At 39.7% G+C, this 19,119-nt stretch carries 11 protein-coding genes; all 11 read left to right on the top strand.

Annotated features, from left to right (window positions below; all coding sequences use genetic code 11):
• Positions 1-67 precede the first annotated feature (67 nt).
• The 11 genes from LQ201_RS07695 to LQ201_RS07745 all read left to right on the top strand — a co-directional run bounded on the left by LQ201_RS07695 (position 68) and on the right by LQ201_RS07745 (position 19,106).
• The gene (locus tag LQ201_RS07695) at positions 68-1,900 is read left to right on the top strand and encodes an exo-alpha-sialidase (protein WP_230140850.1); all 1,833 of its coding nucleotides are present in this window, start codon (positions 68-70) and stop codon (positions 1,898-1,900) included.
• A gap of 194 nt (positions 1,901-2,094) precedes the next feature.
• A complete protein-coding gene (locus LQ201_RS07700; protein ID WP_230146621.1) occupies positions 2,095-3,429 on the top strand; it encodes a sialate O-acetylesterase in 1,335 nt (444 codons plus the stop codon).
• A complete protein-coding gene (locus tag LQ201_RS07705; protein ID WP_230140853.1) occupies positions 3,429-6,203 on the top strand; it encodes a glycoside hydrolase family 2 TIM barrel-domain containing protein in 2,775 nt (924 codons plus the stop codon). Before LQ201_RS07700 ends, LQ201_RS07705 begins: the two co-directional genes overlap by 1 nt.
• 230 nt (positions 6,204-6,433) lie before the next feature.
• Positions 6,434-9,172 (top strand): alpha-L-rhamnosidase, encoded by a 2,739-nt coding sequence (locus tag LQ201_RS07710; protein WP_230140855.1) that lies wholly within the window; start codon positions 6,434-6,436, stop codon positions 9,170-9,172.
• Positions 9,173-9,273: 101 nt separating this feature from the next.
• Positions 9,274-9,939: a DUF3826 domain-containing protein gene (locus tag LQ201_RS07715; RefSeq protein ID WP_230140858.1), complete on the top strand. Its 666-nt coding sequence runs from the start codon at positions 9,274-9,276 to the stop codon at positions 9,937-9,939.
• A gap of 95 nt (positions 9,940-10,034) precedes the next feature.
• Positions 10,035-11,171, top strand: coding sequence for an exo-alpha-sialidase (locus tag LQ201_RS07720; RefSeq protein WP_230140860.1), 1,137 nt, complete (start codon positions 10,035-10,037; stop codon positions 11,169-11,171).
• Between the two features lie 235 nt (positions 11,172-11,406).
• Positions 11,407-12,699: an acetylxylan esterase gene (locus LQ201_RS07725; protein ID WP_230140868.1), complete on the top strand. Its 1,293-nt coding sequence runs from the start codon at positions 11,407-11,409 to the stop codon at positions 12,697-12,699.
• A 5-nt stretch (positions 12,700-12,704) separates the two neighbouring features.
• Positions 12,705-13,634, top strand: coding sequence for a sugar phosphate isomerase/epimerase (locus LQ201_RS07730; RefSeq protein ID WP_230140870.1), 930 nt, complete (start codon positions 12,705-12,707; stop codon positions 13,632-13,634).
• A 117-nt stretch (positions 13,635-13,751) separates the two neighbouring features.
• Entirely contained in the window at positions 13,752-16,220 is a 2,469-nt protein-coding gene (locus LQ201_RS07735) for an L-rhamnose mutarotase (protein WP_230146622.1), read from the top strand.
• 66 nt (positions 16,221-16,286) lie between these two features.
• Positions 16,287-17,372, top strand: a complete 1,086-nt coding sequence (locus LQ201_RS07740; protein WP_230140875.1) for a Gfo/Idh/MocA family protein — start codon at positions 16,287-16,289, stop codon at positions 17,370-17,372.
• Between the two features lie 147 nt (positions 17,373-17,519).
• Entirely contained in the window at positions 17,520-19,106 is a 1,587-nt protein-coding gene (locus LQ201_RS07745) for a sodium/solute symporter (RefSeq protein ID WP_230140876.1), read from the top strand.
• Positions 19,107-19,119 lie beyond the last annotated feature (13 nt).

Genomic DNA, 19,119 nt, shown 5'->3' on the forward strand with positions numbered 1-19,119 from the left:
ACGAGAAGGAACGACGAACGAATACAAGACTTCGTGCCTTAGTGTCTTGGTGGTAAAAAATATAAACATGAAAATATTTAAAATACTTTGTTTAAGCCTACTATTTGCATTTGCGATACAAAACTCGCAGGCGCAGGATACAGTGCGTTATACGGGTAAAACCTTAGTTAACGCAGATTATCATCATGGCCAACTTTCGCCGGTAATGGGCGTACACAGTATCCAAACTTTCAGGGCAAACAGGGAACATCCAGAACTGGCCGAAAACTTTGGCTGGACCTACAACCATGCGCCGATGTTGGCTTATTGGAATAACAAATTTTACATCGAATATTTGAGCGATAAAGTTGGAGAAAGTATCCCGCCAGGACAAACATTATTACAGTCCTCAAAAGATGGCTACACCTGGACTAAGCCAGATGTTGTTTTTCCGATTTACAGGATTCCTGATGGAACCACAAAAGAGGGTAGAACTGATGTAGCAAAAGATTTAGATGCCGTGATGCATCAACGCATGGGTTTTTATGTTTCTACTAAAAACGTATTCCTTGTTTTGGGTTTTTACGCCATCAGTTTTGACGCGAAAGACGATCCGAACGACGGCCATGGAATTGGCAGGGCAGTAAGAGAAATTCAGCCAGATGGAAAATACGGGCCAATTTATTTCATCCATTACAATCCAGGTTATTCGGAGAAAAACACCAAATATCCATTGTATACCAGAAGTAAAAGTAAAGCTTTTATTGAGGCTTGTAACGAGTTATTAGCTAATAAATTAATGACACAGCAATGGAATGAAGAGGCAGATAGAAAAGACCCTTTAATTACTTTACAAAAACAGTATAAGGCATTCAGTTATTACCACTTGCCTGATGGAAGAGTAGTTGGTTTATGGAAAAATGCTTTAACAGCAATCAGCAATGATAACGGTAAAAGCTGGCCTGAAAACGCGTCGCGTGCACCAGGTTTTGTAAACAGTAATGCCAAAATATGGGGACAAAAAACTGCTGATGGTAACTACGCAACGGTTTATAATCCATCTGAGTACAGGTGGCCTTTAGCCATTTCAACAAGCAAAAACGGACTCGATTATCCCAATCTTTTGCTGGTGCATGGTGAAATTACGCCAATGCGTTACGGAGGTAATTACAAATCTTACGGTCCGCAGTATGTTCGCGGTATTGAAGAAGGGAACGGAAAACCTGCCGATGGAAAATTATGGTTAACCTACAGCATGAATAAAGAAGATATCTGGGTTTCTTCAGTTCCGGTACCCGTTAATGATAAGGCTACACAACACGTAAATGATGATTTCGGTAAAATACCAGCTGATAAAGCGCTCGAAATGTGGAACATATACAGTCCGCTTTGGGCGCCTGTTAAAGTCGATAACGGTGCTTTGGTTTTAAAAGATAAAGATCCCTTCGACTATGCGAAAGCCGAAAGATTGTTTCCTGCATCCAGAAAAATTATTGCTTCGTTTTCGGTTACGCCAAAGCAAAATGATTTTGGTTTGTTGGAAATCGAATTGCAGGATGCAAAAGGAATGGCAACTGTACGCCTGACATTTGATACTGCAGGAACTTTAAGCGCAAAAGCTGGTGCACGGTATAAAAATTTCATGAAATATGAGGCAGGGAAAAGTTATGATATCAAGTTGAAATTAGATGCGTTTACCCGATTTTACACCATCACTGTTAATGGGAAAGATGCATTAACAAGTTTGGCTTTTCAGCCAGTTGCCGATGTTTCCAGAATTGTTTTCCGCACCGGCGATGTTCGCCGTTTTCCTGATGTAGATACACCTGCCGATCAAACCTATGATTTGAAAAATGCAGGGGAATCAGAGAAAAAAGAAGCTGTTTATTCGATTAAATACTTAAAAACGGAGGGATTTTGAGGCAGTTGGCAGTTTTCAGTTCGAGATTTTCAGTTTTTACCTCGTTGCGTGCTAAAGCGTTCGTCATTCCGATCGCCTCATCGTCATTGCGAGGAGGCACGACGTGGCAATCTTTCTTACTCGTAGCCATTCTTGCTTTGTTCTCCTTCTCCGCTAATGCAAAAATTCTTTTGCCTCAGATCTTATCGAGCAATATGGTTTTACAACGGGATAAACCCATCAATATCTGGGGTTTTGCTTCAGTTGGCGAAAAGGTAGAAGTAACGTTTGCAGGTCAGAGAAAAGAAGCTGTTACCGATAAAGAAGGAAAATGGCTAGTTGTTTTAGCGCCGCTTAAAACATCATCAAAGCCGCAAACGATGTCTATCACTGGCTCAAATAAAATTATATTAACCAATATTCTAGTTGGCGAAGTTTGGGTGTGTTCAGGTCAATCCAATATGGAGTACGCCATGCGCAAACTGGCTAAAATTCCGAAACCGAAAAATGAAAAGTTGGGTTTCCCTGCTGATGAGGTTGCGAAAGCAAAGAACAATCAGATCAGGATTTTTCTGGTGAACCGTAAAACATTAAACAAACCCGATTCGATCCACAAAAGCTGGTCTGTAGCCCAAGATTCCGCTTTACGTGCTTTCTCGGCCGTAGGTTATTTCTTTGCGAAAGAAATTCAGGAAAAATTAGGTATTCCCGTAGGCATGATCTCTTCGGCCATTCCAGGCAGCGCCATTGAACCGTGGATAGCAGAAAATGCGTTTGCGCAGGAAGATTACTTCAAAAACCAAAAAGTGGGTAATGATCCGGGTAAATTTTATCCGACAATGATCGAACCTTTAACGCAGTTTAAAATCCGCGGCTTTCTTTGGTATCAGGGCGAAACCAATTGTTTTCTGAATGAGAAAATCAGCTACGCCTATAAAATGAAAGTATTGATCAATAGCTGGCGAAAAGCGTGGAAGGAAAACGATCTGCCCTTTTATTATGTTCAGATTGCACCTTTCAATTATTCTAAAACCAAAGGCAAAGTACCTGTTGATGAAAATACCGAACCTGAATTCTGGGAAGCACAGACTCAGCTGTTGAGATTACCGAATACAGGTATGGTTTCTACCAATGATTTAACTGATTCGAACGAAGATCTGCATCCAACATACAAATGGGAGGTGGGCAGAAGATTGGCGCTTTGGGCTTTAGCAAACACTTACAATCAAAAAAATGATTTTTCAGGTCCGGTTTATAAAAGTGTATCGTTTAAAAACGGAAAAGCTTTGCTTGACTTTGATTATTTAAAATCGAATGTATCAAATCTACTGAATGGCTTTACCATAGCTGGAAAAGACGGAAAGTTTATCGATGCAGGCGCTTTTGTTAAAGACGGAAAAGTTATTGTTTCAGCAAAAGAAATTACCGAACCAGTTGCCGTTCGCTATAACTGGACAGAAAATCCATCAGGAAATTTTTACAGTAATGCTTTACCTGCATTGCCTTTTAGAACCGATAATCCCTTAACTAAAACTTTTAAAACCAATTAATGAAACGCAGATTTATACTTTTCTTGTGTTTAACAACCATGTTTTGCTCCCTAAAAGCACAGCAAACGGAGAAATTATACCTATCAGGAACAGGAAACGACAATACCGTTAACTGGGATTTCTTCTGTACGGCTGGTGCAAATTCGGGCAAATGGACCACCATTCCCGTGCCATCAAACTGGGAATTGCAAGGTTTTGGAAAATATAACTACGGTTTCAACAAAGAGGAAAACAAAGGCAAAGAACAAGGACTTTATCAGTATAAATTTAAGGTTCCTACAAATTGGAAAAACAGAAAAATCAATATTGTTTTCGAGGGATCGATGACGGATACCGAGGTTAAAATCAACGGAAAATCTGCAGGAGAAATACATCAGGGTTCGTTTTATGTGTTTAAATATGATATTTCTAAATTGGCAAAATTTGATAGCGATAATTTACTTGAAGTAAAAGTATCTAAACATTCAGCTAATCAATCAGTTAATGAAGCCGAACGGAAAGCAGATTTCTGGATTTTTGGAGGTATTTTCAGACCAGTTTACCTTGAATCTTTGCCTTTAACACATATCGATCGAATTCAGATTGATGCCAAAGCTAACGGAAATTTCGATGCCAAACTTGCTTACACAGGTGATGCCGATAAAGTTGAAGTAGAAGTTTTTACGAAAGATGGTAAACGTTTTGGAGATCGATTTACCACTTCAATAAAGAAAGGAACACAAAGTATAACGCTTAGCCATCAGTTTTCCAATCCGCAATTGTGGTCGACAGAATTTCCAAATCTATACACTGCAACATTCACTTTAGTTAAAAATGGCAAAGAAATCCAACAGCTTTGTAAAAAGATAGGTTTCAGAACGGTAGAAGTAAAAGAACGTGATGGTGTATATGTAAATGGGGTGAAAATGAAATTTAAAGGTGTAAACCGTCACTCTTTTTATCCATCCTCAGGCAGAACAACAAGTAAAAAAATCAGCATTGCTGATGTGCTGTTAATGAAAGAAATGAACATGAATGCCGTTCGGATGTCGCATTATCCACCAGACGGACATTTCTTAGACGTTTGTGATTCGCTCGGTTTATTCGTAATGGATGAATTAGCGGGCTGGCACGGCACTTATGATACGCCTACGGGAACAAAATTGATGAAAGAAATGATGTTGAATGATGAAAACCATCCATCAATCATCTTTTGGGCAAATGGAAATGAAGGCGGACATAACCGCGAACTTGATCATCTTTTTGCAGAAGAAGATATTCAAAAACGTCCGTTAATCCACCCTTGGGAAGTTTTTGGAGGTTTCGAAACTACTCATTACCGCGAATTTAACTACGGGATTGGAAATTACGATCATGGTCATAACATTTTAATGCCTACTGAATTTCTGCATGGCATGTGGGATGGCGGTCATGGTGCGGGCATTGAAGATTACTGGAATGCCATGTGGAACAATCCACTTTCGGCTGGTGGTTTCCTTTGGGATTTTGCCGATCAGGCTGTAGTGCGTACCGATAAAAATGGAGAATTAGATACGGATGGAAACCATGGCCCTGACGGGATTGTTGGACCTTACCACGAAAAAGAAGGTAGTTTTTTTACCATTAAAGAAGTCTGGAGCCCTGTTTTTGTAGAGAAAAGAGAAATGACAGCTGGTTTTGATGGTTCGTTCTTGCTAGAAAACCGCTATGCATTTACCAATCTCAATCAGTGTACTTTCAACTGGAAATTAAAGAAATTAAAAGCAGGAACTGATGCAGCATTCAAATCTGGAAAAGCAGATGTACCAAATATCAAACCTTTCGAAAAAGGAAAATTACAAGTTAATCTTGCAAGCGACTGGAAAAGCTTTGATGCATTTTATCTCACCGCTAATGCACCAGACGGTAAGGAATTATTCACCTGGAGTTTTCCGATAACGCTGCCTAGAGATGATGCAGAGAAAATTGTTGTACAAACAGGTCCTTCAAAGGTAAATCTTAAAGAGGATGCGAAAGTTTATCAGGTTTCTGCCAACGGCATCAATTTAACATTCGATAAAACAACAGGTTTGCTGCAACAGGTTCAGAATGCCAAAGGTGTAGTTCCGTTTTCAAATGGCCCCATTTTACAGGAGGGTGTAAATAATTTTAAAAACTTCACTCAAAAAATAGATGGTGAAAATTTAGTGATTTCATCAAAATTTGATAAAAAAGAAAGTTGGAATACTTTAGAATGGACGATTTATCCATCAGGCTGGTTAAAAATGGAAGTGAAATATTTTCCATCAGATTACTTTACCACTTTCGTAGGACTGAACTTCTCTTATCCTGAATCAGAAATTAAAGCAGTTGAATATAAGGGAAACGGACCATACCGCGTTTGGAAAAACCGAATGAAAGGCACCCAATTTGGCATCTGGAAAAAAGATTATAATAATTCAGCAACTGGTGAAGCACCTTGGCAATACCCTGAATTTAAAGGTTATTATTCAAACATGTATTGGTGTGAGTTTATTGGTAAAAAACAATCTTTTAAAGTGATTACAGATAGGGAAGATGTGTTTTTAAGGTTGTTTACACCGAAAAAATCAAAAGATACAGAATATGATAACATGAGTCCGACATTTCCTAATGGTGATATTTCATTTATGAACGCAATTTCGGCAATTGGCACAAAAACACAAAAACCAGAAACTACAGGGCCCATGGGAATGAAGAATATTTATTACGATTTTGATAAAGCCCCAAGTAGGGCACTAAATATGACCCTATATTTTGATTTTTCAGGTAGATAGGTTTAACCGCAAAGAACGCTAAGTTTTTCGCAAAGCAAAAGAATAGCCCGCAGATAACGCGGATTTACACAGATGAGAAAATTATTGGTCTGCGTAAATCTTCGAAATCAGCGGAGCAAATAAATGTTTAACAGCAAAGCAAAGAAGAAACAATAATTAAAAAAAGTAAAAAATCAGTGTAATCAATTAATCAGTGCAATCCAACAATCTGTGTAATCATATACGAAGTAATGAACATTAGAATCTACATAGCGATCATCAGCATTTGGTTCCTATCCTTTTCAAAAGTGATAGCAGAGGTGTCGTTGCAAAATACCACCTGCGAAATGCTCGAGAATCCTTTGGGTATTGATGTTTTGAAACCCCGGTTGGCCTGGCATATCATCTCAAATGAAAGAAATGTAATGCAAACGGCTTACCAGATTTTGGTGTCTTCTTCGCCAGAGAAATTAAATGCTAATGATGGGGATTTATGGGATTCAGGAAAGATTAACTCACCAGAATCTATTCATATAGCTTACAACGGAAAAGTGCTTAAAAGCCGGATGAAAGTCTATTGGAAAGTTAAAGTGTGGACTAATGTTGGGCAAAGCGAATGGTCTGCTAACAACTATTTTTCAATGGGTTTGCTGTACTACAAAGATTGGCCGAAAGGCTGGATTGGTTTCGACAGGGCATTCGCCTGGGATAACATTAAAACTGATTCGCGTTTATCAGCCAGGTATTTCAGAAAAGAGTTTCAGAGCACGAAAGAAATCAAGTCTGCTACGGCATCAATCGTTGGTTTAGGTTTGTATGAACTCTACATCAACGGCAAAAAAGTGGGGAATGATGTTTTATCACCATCGCCTACAGATTATACCAAAAATGTAAAATATAATACATACGATGTAACCAGTTACCTTAAGAATGGTAAAAATGCAGTTGGCACGGTACTCGGAAATGGCCGTTTCTTCGCGATGCGCCAAAATGAAAAACCTTATAAAATTAAAACATTTGGTTTTCCGAAAATGCTAATGAACATCAACATCGTTTACAGCGATGGAACAACAGCAAATATTGATACCGACGATAGCTGGAAAGGCACAACGGATGGACCGATCAGAACCAATAACGAATACGATGGGGAAGAATACGATGCTACAAAAGAAGCTCCAGGCTGGAATAAGGTAGGTTTTGACGATAGCAAATGGGCAAAAGCAGAATTTGTACAAGAACCAGCAGGAACCATTGAAGCCCAGATGAATGAAAACATGAAAGTGATGAATACAATAAAGCCTGTTTCAATTACTAAACTTTCTGGTGGCCGGTATATTTTGGATATGGGTCAAAACATGGTCGGTTGGCTGCAGATCAAGGTAAAAGGCATAAAGGGCAAACAAATCAAAATGCGTTTTGCAGAATCACTTCAAAATAGTGGCGAACTTTTTACAGCTAATCTTCGCAATGCGAAATGTACCGATTTATACGTTTTAAAAGGGGGCGAATTAGAAACCTGGGAGCCTACCTTTGCTTACCGCGGATTTAGATACGTAGAGCTTTCGGGATATACTTACCAACCATCAGTGAATGATTTTCTAGGCAAAATGATTTATGATAACATTAAAACGGTCGGAACCTTCGAAACTTCAGATGCTTTAACCAATCAGATCTTCAAAAATGCCTGGTGGGGAATTGCCGGAAGTTATAAGGGGATTCCGGTTGATTGCCCTCAACGCAACGAGCGGATGCCTTGGCTTGGCGATAGGGGCGCTGTAGCTTACGGAGAAAGTTTTCTTTTTGATAACGGACGCTTTTATACCAAATGGTTGCAGGATATAAGAAACTCGCAGAAAGAAGACGGCGCCATTCCTGATGTTGCACCTGCTTTCTGGAGGTATTACAGCGATAACATGACCTGGCCGGGTGCAATGCTTTTGGTGACCGAAATGTTATACAAACAAACCAGCGATGTTTCAGCCGTTCGGGATAATTATCCGGCGATGAAAAAGTGGTTGGCCTACATGCAAGATCGCTACATGAAAGATTACATTTTGACCAAAGATAGTTATGGCGATTGGTGTATGCCACCCATTACCATCGAGTTTGGTCGGGGTAAAAGTGCAGACAAGAAATATCCTTCCGAATTAATCTCAACGGCATATTATTATCATTTCACGCAGTTGATGATACAATTCGCTAAGGTAAGCGGTAACGATGAAGATGTAAAAACATATGAGCTTTTAGGGAACAAAGTCAAAGATGCTTTTAATCAAAAATATTATAACGATAAAGGTTATTATGCTTCTAATGCCTTAACGGATAACATCATTCCACTTTATTTCGGAATGGTTCCACAAAATAAAATAGATCAGGTTTTTAAGAATGTCACTTATACTGTTGAAGTGACAAATAAAGGCCATTTAAGTAATGGTCTGGTCGGAATCCAATGGTTAATGCGCTGTTTAAACGATTATGGCCGACCAGATTTAGCTTATACAGTTGCAACACAGAAAACCTACCCAAGTTGGGGTTACATGGTTGATAATGGTGCAACAACTATTTGGGAATTATGGAATGGCAATACGGCTGATCCGAAAATGAATTCACAGAACCACGTGATGATGCTAGGCGATCTGCTGATCTGGTATTACGAAAACCTGGCAGGTATAAAATCTGAAGAGGCTGCTTTTAAAAAGATTATCATGAAACCTGAAATGATCAATGGTTTAAACTCGGTAAATGCCAGTTACAATTCGGTTTACGGGTTAATCAAAAGCAGTTATAGCAAAACCGCTAACGAGTTTAACTGGAACATTACCATCCCAGCAAATACAACGGCGTTGATTTATATTCCTGCAAATAATAAAAATGAAGTTTCAGAAAAAAATAAGTCAATAAAGGATTTAAAATTTGTAAAAATGGAGCATAATAGCGCTGTTTATGAACTTGGTTCTGGCGATTATGCTTTTGTGGTGGAGCGGAAATAAAATAATGGTTCGTGGTGACACGTACCATGGCGAGAAAAGATTACTGTATATAAGCCTCGGTTTGTGCCTTCACGAACCGAAACAATAATTAAAACACAATTATGAGAAAGTTTTTTAAACCATTTATGCTGATAACCTTACTGATCGCCTCAGTAAATGCATTCAGCCAAACCAAAGATATTGCTGTACCAGAAGAAATCCTGGCAAAGGCAAAAGAATGGACTTTTGCATTAAATTTAACCGACGCAGCAAAAAAATCTGCTGTCGAAAATGTAATTGCGGTTCATTTAACCACCATTAGAGATTGGCATAACGACCACCCATCATCAACTGTTCCTGACGGAATAAACCCGGCTACCGGCAATAAACTAAGTGATTTAGATAAACAGATTATTGCCGATTCTGCTATGCCGTCAACCGTTCATCAATCGCTTATGGATGGATTGAAGAAGAATTTAACACCAGAGCAGGTAGAAATCATTTTAGACAAATACACTATTGGAAAAGTTGATTTCACGATGAAAGGTTACAAAGCAATTGTTCCTGATTTAACTGCCGATGAGGAAGCAAAGATTTTGGCTTTTTTGAAACAAGCCCGAGAACAAGCTGTCGATTACAAAAACATGAAACAGATTTCGGCCATTTTCGAGATTTACAAAACGAAATCAGAGCAGATGTTAAATAATAACGGTCGCAGTTGGAGAGCACTTTACAGTGCTTACACTAAAAAAATAAAAGAAGAGAAAGCAGCCAAACAAAAGCAGTAGGCAGTTCGCCGTTTGAAGTTTTCAGTTTTGAATGTAAAAATCAAATCGGTGAAATCCAATGATCTGTGTAATCACCTCGAAGAGAAAAAAGAATTATGATATCAAAAAATATATATATCGCCATCAATCTAATTTTTGCGTCCACCATTTGTGCCAACGCCCAGGTAGAAAAATGGCAATCGGGAATCGTAAAGCAAGAATTTCTTTACGATAAAGCACCATTCCCATCGTGTCACTCTGCAACAATCGCAGAAACGCCAACGGGTTTGGTGGCCTCATTTTTTGGAGGAACAAAAGAACGGAATCCTGATGTAGAAATCTACATCAGTCGCTTTGTAGATGGCAAATGGTTAGCGCCGTTTTCGGTTGCAAATGGTATCCAGCCTGATGGTAAAAGATTACCTACATGGAATCCGGTTTTATATCAGGTTTCCGGTGGAGATTTACTGTTGTTTTATAAAATCGGTCCAAAACCATCAGAATGGTGGGGCATGATGAGAACCTCAAAAGATGGCGGTAAAACCTGGTCGGATGCTACAAAATTGCCCGATGGTTATATCGGCCCTGTAAAAAACAAACCAGTTTTGCTAAGCAATGGAAATCTTTTTGCACCATCAAGCAAAGAAGGCGACGGCTGGAAAATCCACTTCGAGGTAACCAAGGATAACGGTAAAACCTGGAGAACCGTAGGACCATTGCCTGAAAATGGAATTAAAGCCATTCAACCAAGCATTTTGCAACATGGAAATGGGAAATTGCAGCTATTGGCCAGAACAGCAAATCGTGCCATTGTAGAATCCTGGTCTGAAGATAACGGCGAAACCTGGTCGGCATTAACCAAAACTTCATTACCCAATAACAACTCCGGTACAGATGCGGTAACCATGAAAGATGGTCGCCATGTATTGGTTTACAACCATGTTTTGCCACCAGGAGATTTAGCCAAAGGACCGCGTACCCCATTAAATGTTTCTGTTTCAAAAGACGGAAAAAAATGGTCGGCCGCATTAATTTTAGAAGATTCACCCATCAGCCAGTATTCTTATCCTGCGGTGATTCAAACTTCTGATGGCATGTTACATTTCATTTACACCTGGAGAAGAGAAAAAATTAAACATGTTGTGGTCGATCCTTCAAAGTTGAAATTAAAGAAAATCAAAAATGGCATTTGGCCGAAATTAAAAGGTTATACAGCTCCGGTAATTACTGAAACTAAAAATGAGGAGGGTTAAGATGATAAATTTAACTAGACACGCCATTTCGATATTTTGGCAATCGTCATTGCGAGGAGACACGCACTGTAGCCGAGAAATCTTAAGTAAGGGAACTCGTCCCCCTTTGGAGGGGGCAGGGGGAGGAATTTTGAGAAGTGGGTATTTACTAGCCATTTTTTTATTTGCATTTAATAATCTCTCCGCCCAAATCCAAAACAGCGATAACCTCTATAAAAAGCCGCTTGCAGAAGTTTTGAAAGAGATCCAAGCACGCTTCAGGGTACAGATCAAATATTCAGAACCACAGGTAAAAGATAAATGGGTGAACTATGCAGAATGGCGCTTTCGTGCAAACGTTGATGAAACGCTTGCAAACGTGCTTGCCCCTTTGGATATGAAAGTAAACAAAGAGAAACCTGGTGTTTACAAGTTGAAAGAATACGAATATTACCGTTGGGAGGTTCAAGATGGATGGGCCTATCTGGATAGTTTGGCAACAAAATACCACGACCAGGCCAGTTGGGAAAAACGTAAGGCACAAATAAAGCCCGAATTATACCAAGCCTTATTGTTATCGCCATTGCCTGCCAAACCAAATTCGAAACCGATTATCACGGCGAAAAGAATTTTTGACGGGTATTCGGTAGAAAACATTGCACTGGAGATTTTACCTGGGGTTTGGATTAACGGTTCACTATATAAACCGTTAAATTTTAAAGGGAAAATCCCATTGGTTTTAAGTCCTGACGGACACTGGGAAAAACAACGTTTTAGACCTGATTGCCAGATCCGCTGTGCAATGATTGCCAGAATGGGTGCTATGGCTTTTAGCTACGACTTATTTGCCTGGGGCGAATCGATGCTCCAGTTTAAATACGAAGATCACCGCAAAAGCTTGGCACAAACCGTTCAGGCTTTGGGCGGAATCAGGATTTTAGACTACTTCAGTGCGCTAAAAGAAACCGATACAGCCAGAATTGGCATCAGTGGAGGTTCGGGTGCAGGAAGTCACTCCATTTTAATGACTGCCATGGATGACAGGATTAAACTAAGTGCTCCTGTAGTGGCGATGTCGTCTTACTTTTATGGTGGCTGCCCTTGTGAAAGCGGAATGCCAATCCATCAATGTGGCGGCGGAACTGATAATGTAGAACTGGCTGCAATGGCAGCACCTCGGCCCCAATTATTGGTGTCAGATGGTAGCGACTGGACGGCCCACACACCCGAACACGATTTTCCTTATCTACAAAAAATGTACAGTTATTATGGTGTGAAAGATAAGGTCGAGAATGTTCACCTTCCTAATGAAAAACATGACTTCGGCATTAATAAGCGCATTGCACTTTACGATTTCCTAATCAAAAACTTCAAACTAAATGGTACTGCAGTTAAAGATAAAGCTGGTAAATACAATGAAAGTAAAGTAACCATCGAAAAGGAAAATGCCCTTTATGTTTTTGGTGATAAAGGTGAAAAACTCCCTAAAAATGCAGTAACGGGATTTGAAAATCTGGAAAAATTATTCCCGTTAAGCACAAGTAAATAGTGGATATGGAGCATCAAAACAGAAGGTCTTTTATTGGTCATGTAGCGCTGCTAACAGGCGCTTTAATGATCCCAAATCAATTGCTTTTGGCAGTGGAGAAAAAGAACAATTATAAAGTTGCCGTGATTGATTTAATGATTTTAAAACGTCAGAAAATCAGCGCTTTGCCACTCGCAAAAGAAATCGGTGCTGACGGATTGGAAATTGACATGGGCGGCCTGGGTGATCGCGTAACATTTGATAACAAATTAGCCGATCCAAAAATCAGGCAGGAGTATCTGGATAAAGCAAAAGAGCTGAACCTCGAAATCTGCTCGCTGGCGATGACCGGATTTTATGCGCAATCATTTGCCAAGCGACCAACTTATCAGAAAATGATCCAGGATTGTTTGGATACTGCCAAAGCAATGCATATTAAAGTAGTTTTTCTGCCTTTGGGCATTCAAGGTGATTTGGTTAAAAACCCTGAACTGCGCGAACCTATTGTTGAACGGTTAAAAGTTGCTGGAAAGATGGCCGCCAAAGCGGGAATTACAATTGGAATTGAAAGTGCTTTAGATGCAAAAGGAGAATTACAATTGTTAAAAGATATTGATTGCAAGCATGTTAAAAGTTATTTCAATTTCTCTAATGCCATTAAGAATGGAAGAGATTTACACCAAGAGCTGAGAATTTTAGGCAGGAAGAACATCGTTCAAATCCATGCCACTAATGAAGATGGTGTTTGGTTACAGAACGATCCAAAGATCGACCTCAATAAAGTAAAAGAAACACTTGATGATATGGGTTGGAAAGGATGGCTGGTTGTAGAAAGAAGTCGGGATGCCAAACAGCCCACCAATGTAAAATATAATTTCAGCGCTAATACCAGCTACCTGAAATCTGTGTTTCAAAGTGAGGGTCCGTCATTGCGAGGCACGAAGCAATCTCAATAGCAAAATTATAAAATGGTTTTAACTACAATAATCCAAACAATACAGCTGCCTTGGTTCGTGTCTCCACGAACCAAACAAACTAAACCATTTTTTAGTCTGCTGTTTTTTTTATCATTATTGTGTTTTAAAGTTAATGCAGCAGATATTTACGTATCCATAAATGGCAATGATACTAATGTAGGAACCAAGGAAAAGCCTTTGGCCACACTACATTCTGCCATCAGAAAAGCCCGCGAATTGAGGCGCTTAAATGATATTTCAGTTAAAGGGGGCATCCAGATCATAATCGGCAAGGGTTTTTATCAATTGCACGAAGCCGTAGTTCTTCGCCCTGAAGACTCTGGCACAAAAGATAGTCCGACAACGATTACTTGCGCACCTAACGAAAAAGTTATTTTGAGTGGAGGCATTCAAATAAAAAACTGGAAAAAGTTAAATCACACCATTGCTGGTCTGCCAAAAGAATCTATCGGGAAAGTTTGGGTAGCTGATATTCCAAATTTAGATGGGAGCGACCTGCAGTTCAGGCAGCTATGGGTAAATGGCAGTAAGGGCACACGTGCAAAAAATTATAATGGAGAAGAAATGGGGAGGATTTTATCATGGGATAGCGAAAAGCAAACCTGTAAAATTCCACTTCAAAAAAACATCAGTTTAGCCAATATCAAAGGAATGGAAATGCAGATCCATCAATGGTGGGCCATTGCAAATCTTCGGGTAAAGTCAGTTAAAATTATAGGTAATGCTGCAGAACTTTCTTTTATGCAGCCCGAAAGCAGAATCCAATCCGAGCATCCATGGCCAGCACCATGGATTTCAGACAAAACAGGGAATTCTGCTTTTTACCTTACAAATGCCATTCAATTCTTGAACGAACCTGGAGAATGGTTTGAAGATTTACAGCACCACAAGCTTTATTATTGGCCAAAAGCATCAGAAGATATGCTAAATGCTGAAGTGATTGCTCCGGCTTTAGAAAACTTGGTTAAAATAGAGGGAACAATTGATCAACCGGTTTCTTATGTAAATTTCAAGGGCATTTCTTTTCAGCACTCCACTTGGCTGAGGCCTTCAAAACAAGGTCATGTTCCTCATCAGGCGGGCATGTACATGCTTGATGCCTATAAACTTGAAAAAGCAGGGACACCAGACAAACCTACATTAGAAAATCAGGCCTGGGTTGGCCGTCCGGCTGCTGCAGTCGAAGTGAGTTATACCAATCACACTGCTTTCGAATCTTGCCAGTTCGAGCACCTGGCATCAACAGGTTTGGATTATAAAAAAGGAACTGCAGATAGTGCAATCAGTGGCAACTTATTTAAGGATATTGGTGGTTCAGCCATTCTAATCGGAACTTTCTCTGATGAAGCGACCGAAGTACATTTGCCTTACAATCCCACAGATGAAAGAGAAATTTCGACGAACAATAAAATCGAGAACAACCTGATTACCGATGTAACCAACGAAGATTGGGGCGCCGTGGGCATAGGCGCAGGATATGTTCGGGGCATTAAAATTCTGCATAACGAAATCAATGATGTGTCTTATTCTGGCATCAGCATGGGCTGGGGATGGACAAAAACCAAAAACGCGATGGAAAACAATACCATCGGCGGCAATAAGATCCATCACTACGGAAAACATATGTATGATGTGGCTGGAATTTACACACTATCTGCTCAGCCCGGATCATCCATTACCAACAATGTAGTCGATAGTATTTACAAAGCGCCGTATGCGCATCTGCCTGATCATTGGTTTTATCTTTACACAGATGAAGGTTCTTCGTATTTTACCATCAAAAACAACTGGACGCCAACTGAAAAGTACCTTCAAAATGCCAACGGCCCAGACAATTTATGGGAAAGCAACGGACCAAAAGTTGCCGATCATATCAAACAAAATGCAGGCTTAGAAAAGCCTTTTCAATATTTATTAAAAGAAAAAGTCAATTATTCAAAAAGAGGCACCAATCAGGCTGTAGATCAATCTGTTGTATTTGAACTGGTTTTTAAAACGGGTAATCTGCCAGGTAACAATGCCTTAAAAACTTTTGCTAAAGAAAATAACCTCTTGCCAGGTTCAATCTATAAATGGGGAAATCGATTGGTAATTTATACTTCAAGTTTAAAAGTAGAGAGCTTGCAACAAACTCTAAAACGCTTAAATGCGATAGAAATCAAATTGTACGACAATCTGTTTTACGACTTTAACAGAGAAAAGAATTGTGGCGATAAACCAGTAGCAGAGTGGGATAACATCATTTTATCAGCCAATTTGGTGAAGGATGAAAAACTCCAGAAAGAATACCTGGCTTACCATAAAACACAGTTTGAAAAATGGCCGGAGATATCAAAAGGATTCTGTAAGGCCGAGTTTCAACGGTTAGCCATCTTTAAAAACGATAGACAGTTAATGCTGATCATTAGTATTCCTAAAGGAAAAAGTTTAGATGAATTGAATCCAAAAACTACTGAGAACAATCCAAAAGTAGACGAATGGAATGCCATCATGAAAAAATACCAGGAAGGAATTGAAGGAACAAAACCAGAAGAGGTTTGGGTTTTCTTTAAACCGATAGAATAGAAGACTTATTGTCCCCTTTGGAGGGGGCAGGGGGAGGAAAACGATAACGCTTATAAAAATAATATCATGTTAAGATTAGGGATTTTAGGTTTAGGAGAGGGCAGAAGCACCATTTCTGCATCATTGGCAAGCAAAAAGTTTAAGCTTATCCAGATTTGCGATGCCAATAAAAAGCTTTGCGAAGAACGGGCTTTAGAATTTGATTTTCAAAACTGGACAACCAATTACGAGGATATGTTAACCAGCGACAAAATCGATATGATTGCGATTTACACACCAGATCATCTGCATTTTGAGCACATTAAACTGGCGCTCGAACACGGAAAGCATGTAGTGTGTACCAAACCATTTATCGATGATTTAGCTCAGGCCAATGAGCTGTTGGAGTTAGCAAAAAAATCAAGAAAAAAGATTTTCGTAGGGCAAAGCTCTCGTTTTTTTGAGCCCGCCATGCGCCAGAAGAAAGATTTTGATGCAGGTTTAATCGGAGAACTGATCACTATCGAAAGTCATTACCATGCCGATCATCGCTGGTTTCTAGAAAAAGGCTGGTCGTTAAAACAATCATTTAAGTGGCTGTATGGCGGTTTAAGTCATCCTGTTGATTTTATCCGTTGGTATTTGCCAGATATCGAAGAAGTTATGGGCTATGGCATGTTAAGTAGCAACGGCTTAAAAGCCGGACTAAAAAATCAGGATACCATGCACTTTATTTTTAAAGCAAAAGATGGCAGAATTGCGAGGGTTAGCGGTGCTTATACTGGCCCAACACAGCCCGCAAGTCGCGATAGTGGCATGAGTTGTGTTCTTCGCGGAACGGAAGGTGCAAGCCAGGCCGATTACCACGAACTACGGTATTCTGTTACAACCAAAACCGGCGAAGAAAAGATTATCACCTGGGGCGATTCTACTTTAAAGCACTATTTCCGTTTTGAAGGACAAAGCCATCACGCCGGAGAATACCAGAATTACCTGGAATATTTTGCCGATAGCATCAACAATAATTTTACCGCATACCCTGATTTAAAAGAAGGTATCGGAACCGTTGCACTGTTACAAGCGATGGATCAATCTCTAGCAACAGGTTTGCCAGTAAAAGTTGATGAAATTTTGAAAGCAAATCACATTACAAGGGAATCGATAGGATTGTAATTGTTTGCCACGGAGACACAGAAAACACGGAACATAATGCGCCGTGGTTCGTGTCTCCACGAACCACTCGTGACAAATCATGAAGATCTGTGTCCATCTGTGGCTAAAAACTATCAAATAATACAACCGAACTAACCAAATAAACCAATGGGAAACATTGTAGAACGTTTAACCAATTTAGATTACATCATTGTCATCGCATACCTCGTTATCCTGATCATCATTGGTTATCGGGCCAGTTTTTCTAAAAAGAAAAACGACGATGAGACCTTATTTTTGGCCAATAAATCCTTAAACTGGAGCAGCATCGGTTTCAATATGTGGGGTACCAATGTTGGTCCGTCGATGTTATTGGCTTTTGCAAGTATTGGCTATAGTACCGGTATCGTAGCGGTTAATTTCGATTGGTATGCCTTTATCTTTTTATTCTTACTGGCCATTGTTTTCGCACCTAAATACCTTGCCGCCAAGGTAAGTACCATGCCCGAGTTTATGGGCAACCGTTATGGCGATTCCACTCAAAATATCCTCGCCTGGTATGCGCTGGTTAAGATTTTAATCTCCTGGTTATCGCTCGGTTTGTTTGCCGGGGGCTTTTTGGTCCGCCAGATTTTGGGCATACCCATGTGGCAATCGGTTACCGTATTGGTCGCTTTTGCGGGACTGTTTACCTTTTTCGGTGGTTTAAAAGCCATTGCTAAAGTAAATGTTTTCCAAATGATTTTATTGATTGCCGTTTCATTATCGCTCATGCTTTTGGGACTGAATAAAGTTGGTGGACTTTCTGCTTTATATCAAAAAACACCACATCATTTCTGGAATTTAATCCAACCCGCCAGCGATCCAAAATATCCATGGTATGCCATTTTATTGGGTTATCCGGTTGCAGCTGTGGCCTTTTTCTGTACCGATCAATCGATGGTTCAATCTGTTCTGGGTGCTAAGAACTTAAAACAAGGGCAATTGGGCGTGAGTTTTATTGGCTGGCTAAAAATCCTTTCCTTACCATTATTTATTGGAACAGGAATCCTTTGTTATGTGTTATTTCCTGGCTTAAAAGATCCGAACGAAGCTTATATGACCATGGTAACCAATTTATTCCCGCCTGGTATGAACGGCCTGGTAATCGTTGTGCTGATTGCGGTTTTAGTAGGTACAATTGGTTCCTCTTTAAATTCATTAAGCACCGTTTTTACGATGGATATCTACGTGAAGAAAATCAACCCACAGGCGAGTAATAAACAGATCATCCGCATCGGCCGATGGGCAGTTGTTGCAGGATGTATTTTTGCGGTTGTAGTGGTTTTGGCCATCGATAACATTAAAGGATTGAATCTATTTGATGTTTTTCAATCGGTTTTGGGCTTTATTGCGCCGCCCCTGTCGGTCGTGTTTTTACTTACCGTTTTCTGGAAAAGAACCACAAGAAAAGCCGTTAATTTTACACTTTCCATCGGCTCAATTTTAAGCTTGGGCGTTGGTGTAACTTATCTCTGGATTTTGCCATCAGATAAATATATCTGGCCACATTACCTGATGTTATCATTTTTCATTTTCGCAGGATTAATGATCATCGCGATTTTGATTTCTTTACTGGATAGATCACCAAGTATTTACACGGTTAATGAAGAACACCAAGCCAATATAGAAAAACCAGCAAGAACAGTTTGGATTTCGTGGATTGCGCTTGCAATCGTAATGGTTGCACTTTATATATTTTTTAACGGGCATTAAAATTAGAAGGATC

The sequence above is a fragment of the Pedobacter sp. Bi126 genome, assembly GCF_918698245.1.
Taxonomy (GTDB): domain Bacteria; phylum Bacteroidota; class Bacteroidia; order Sphingobacteriales; family Sphingobacteriaceae; genus Pedobacter.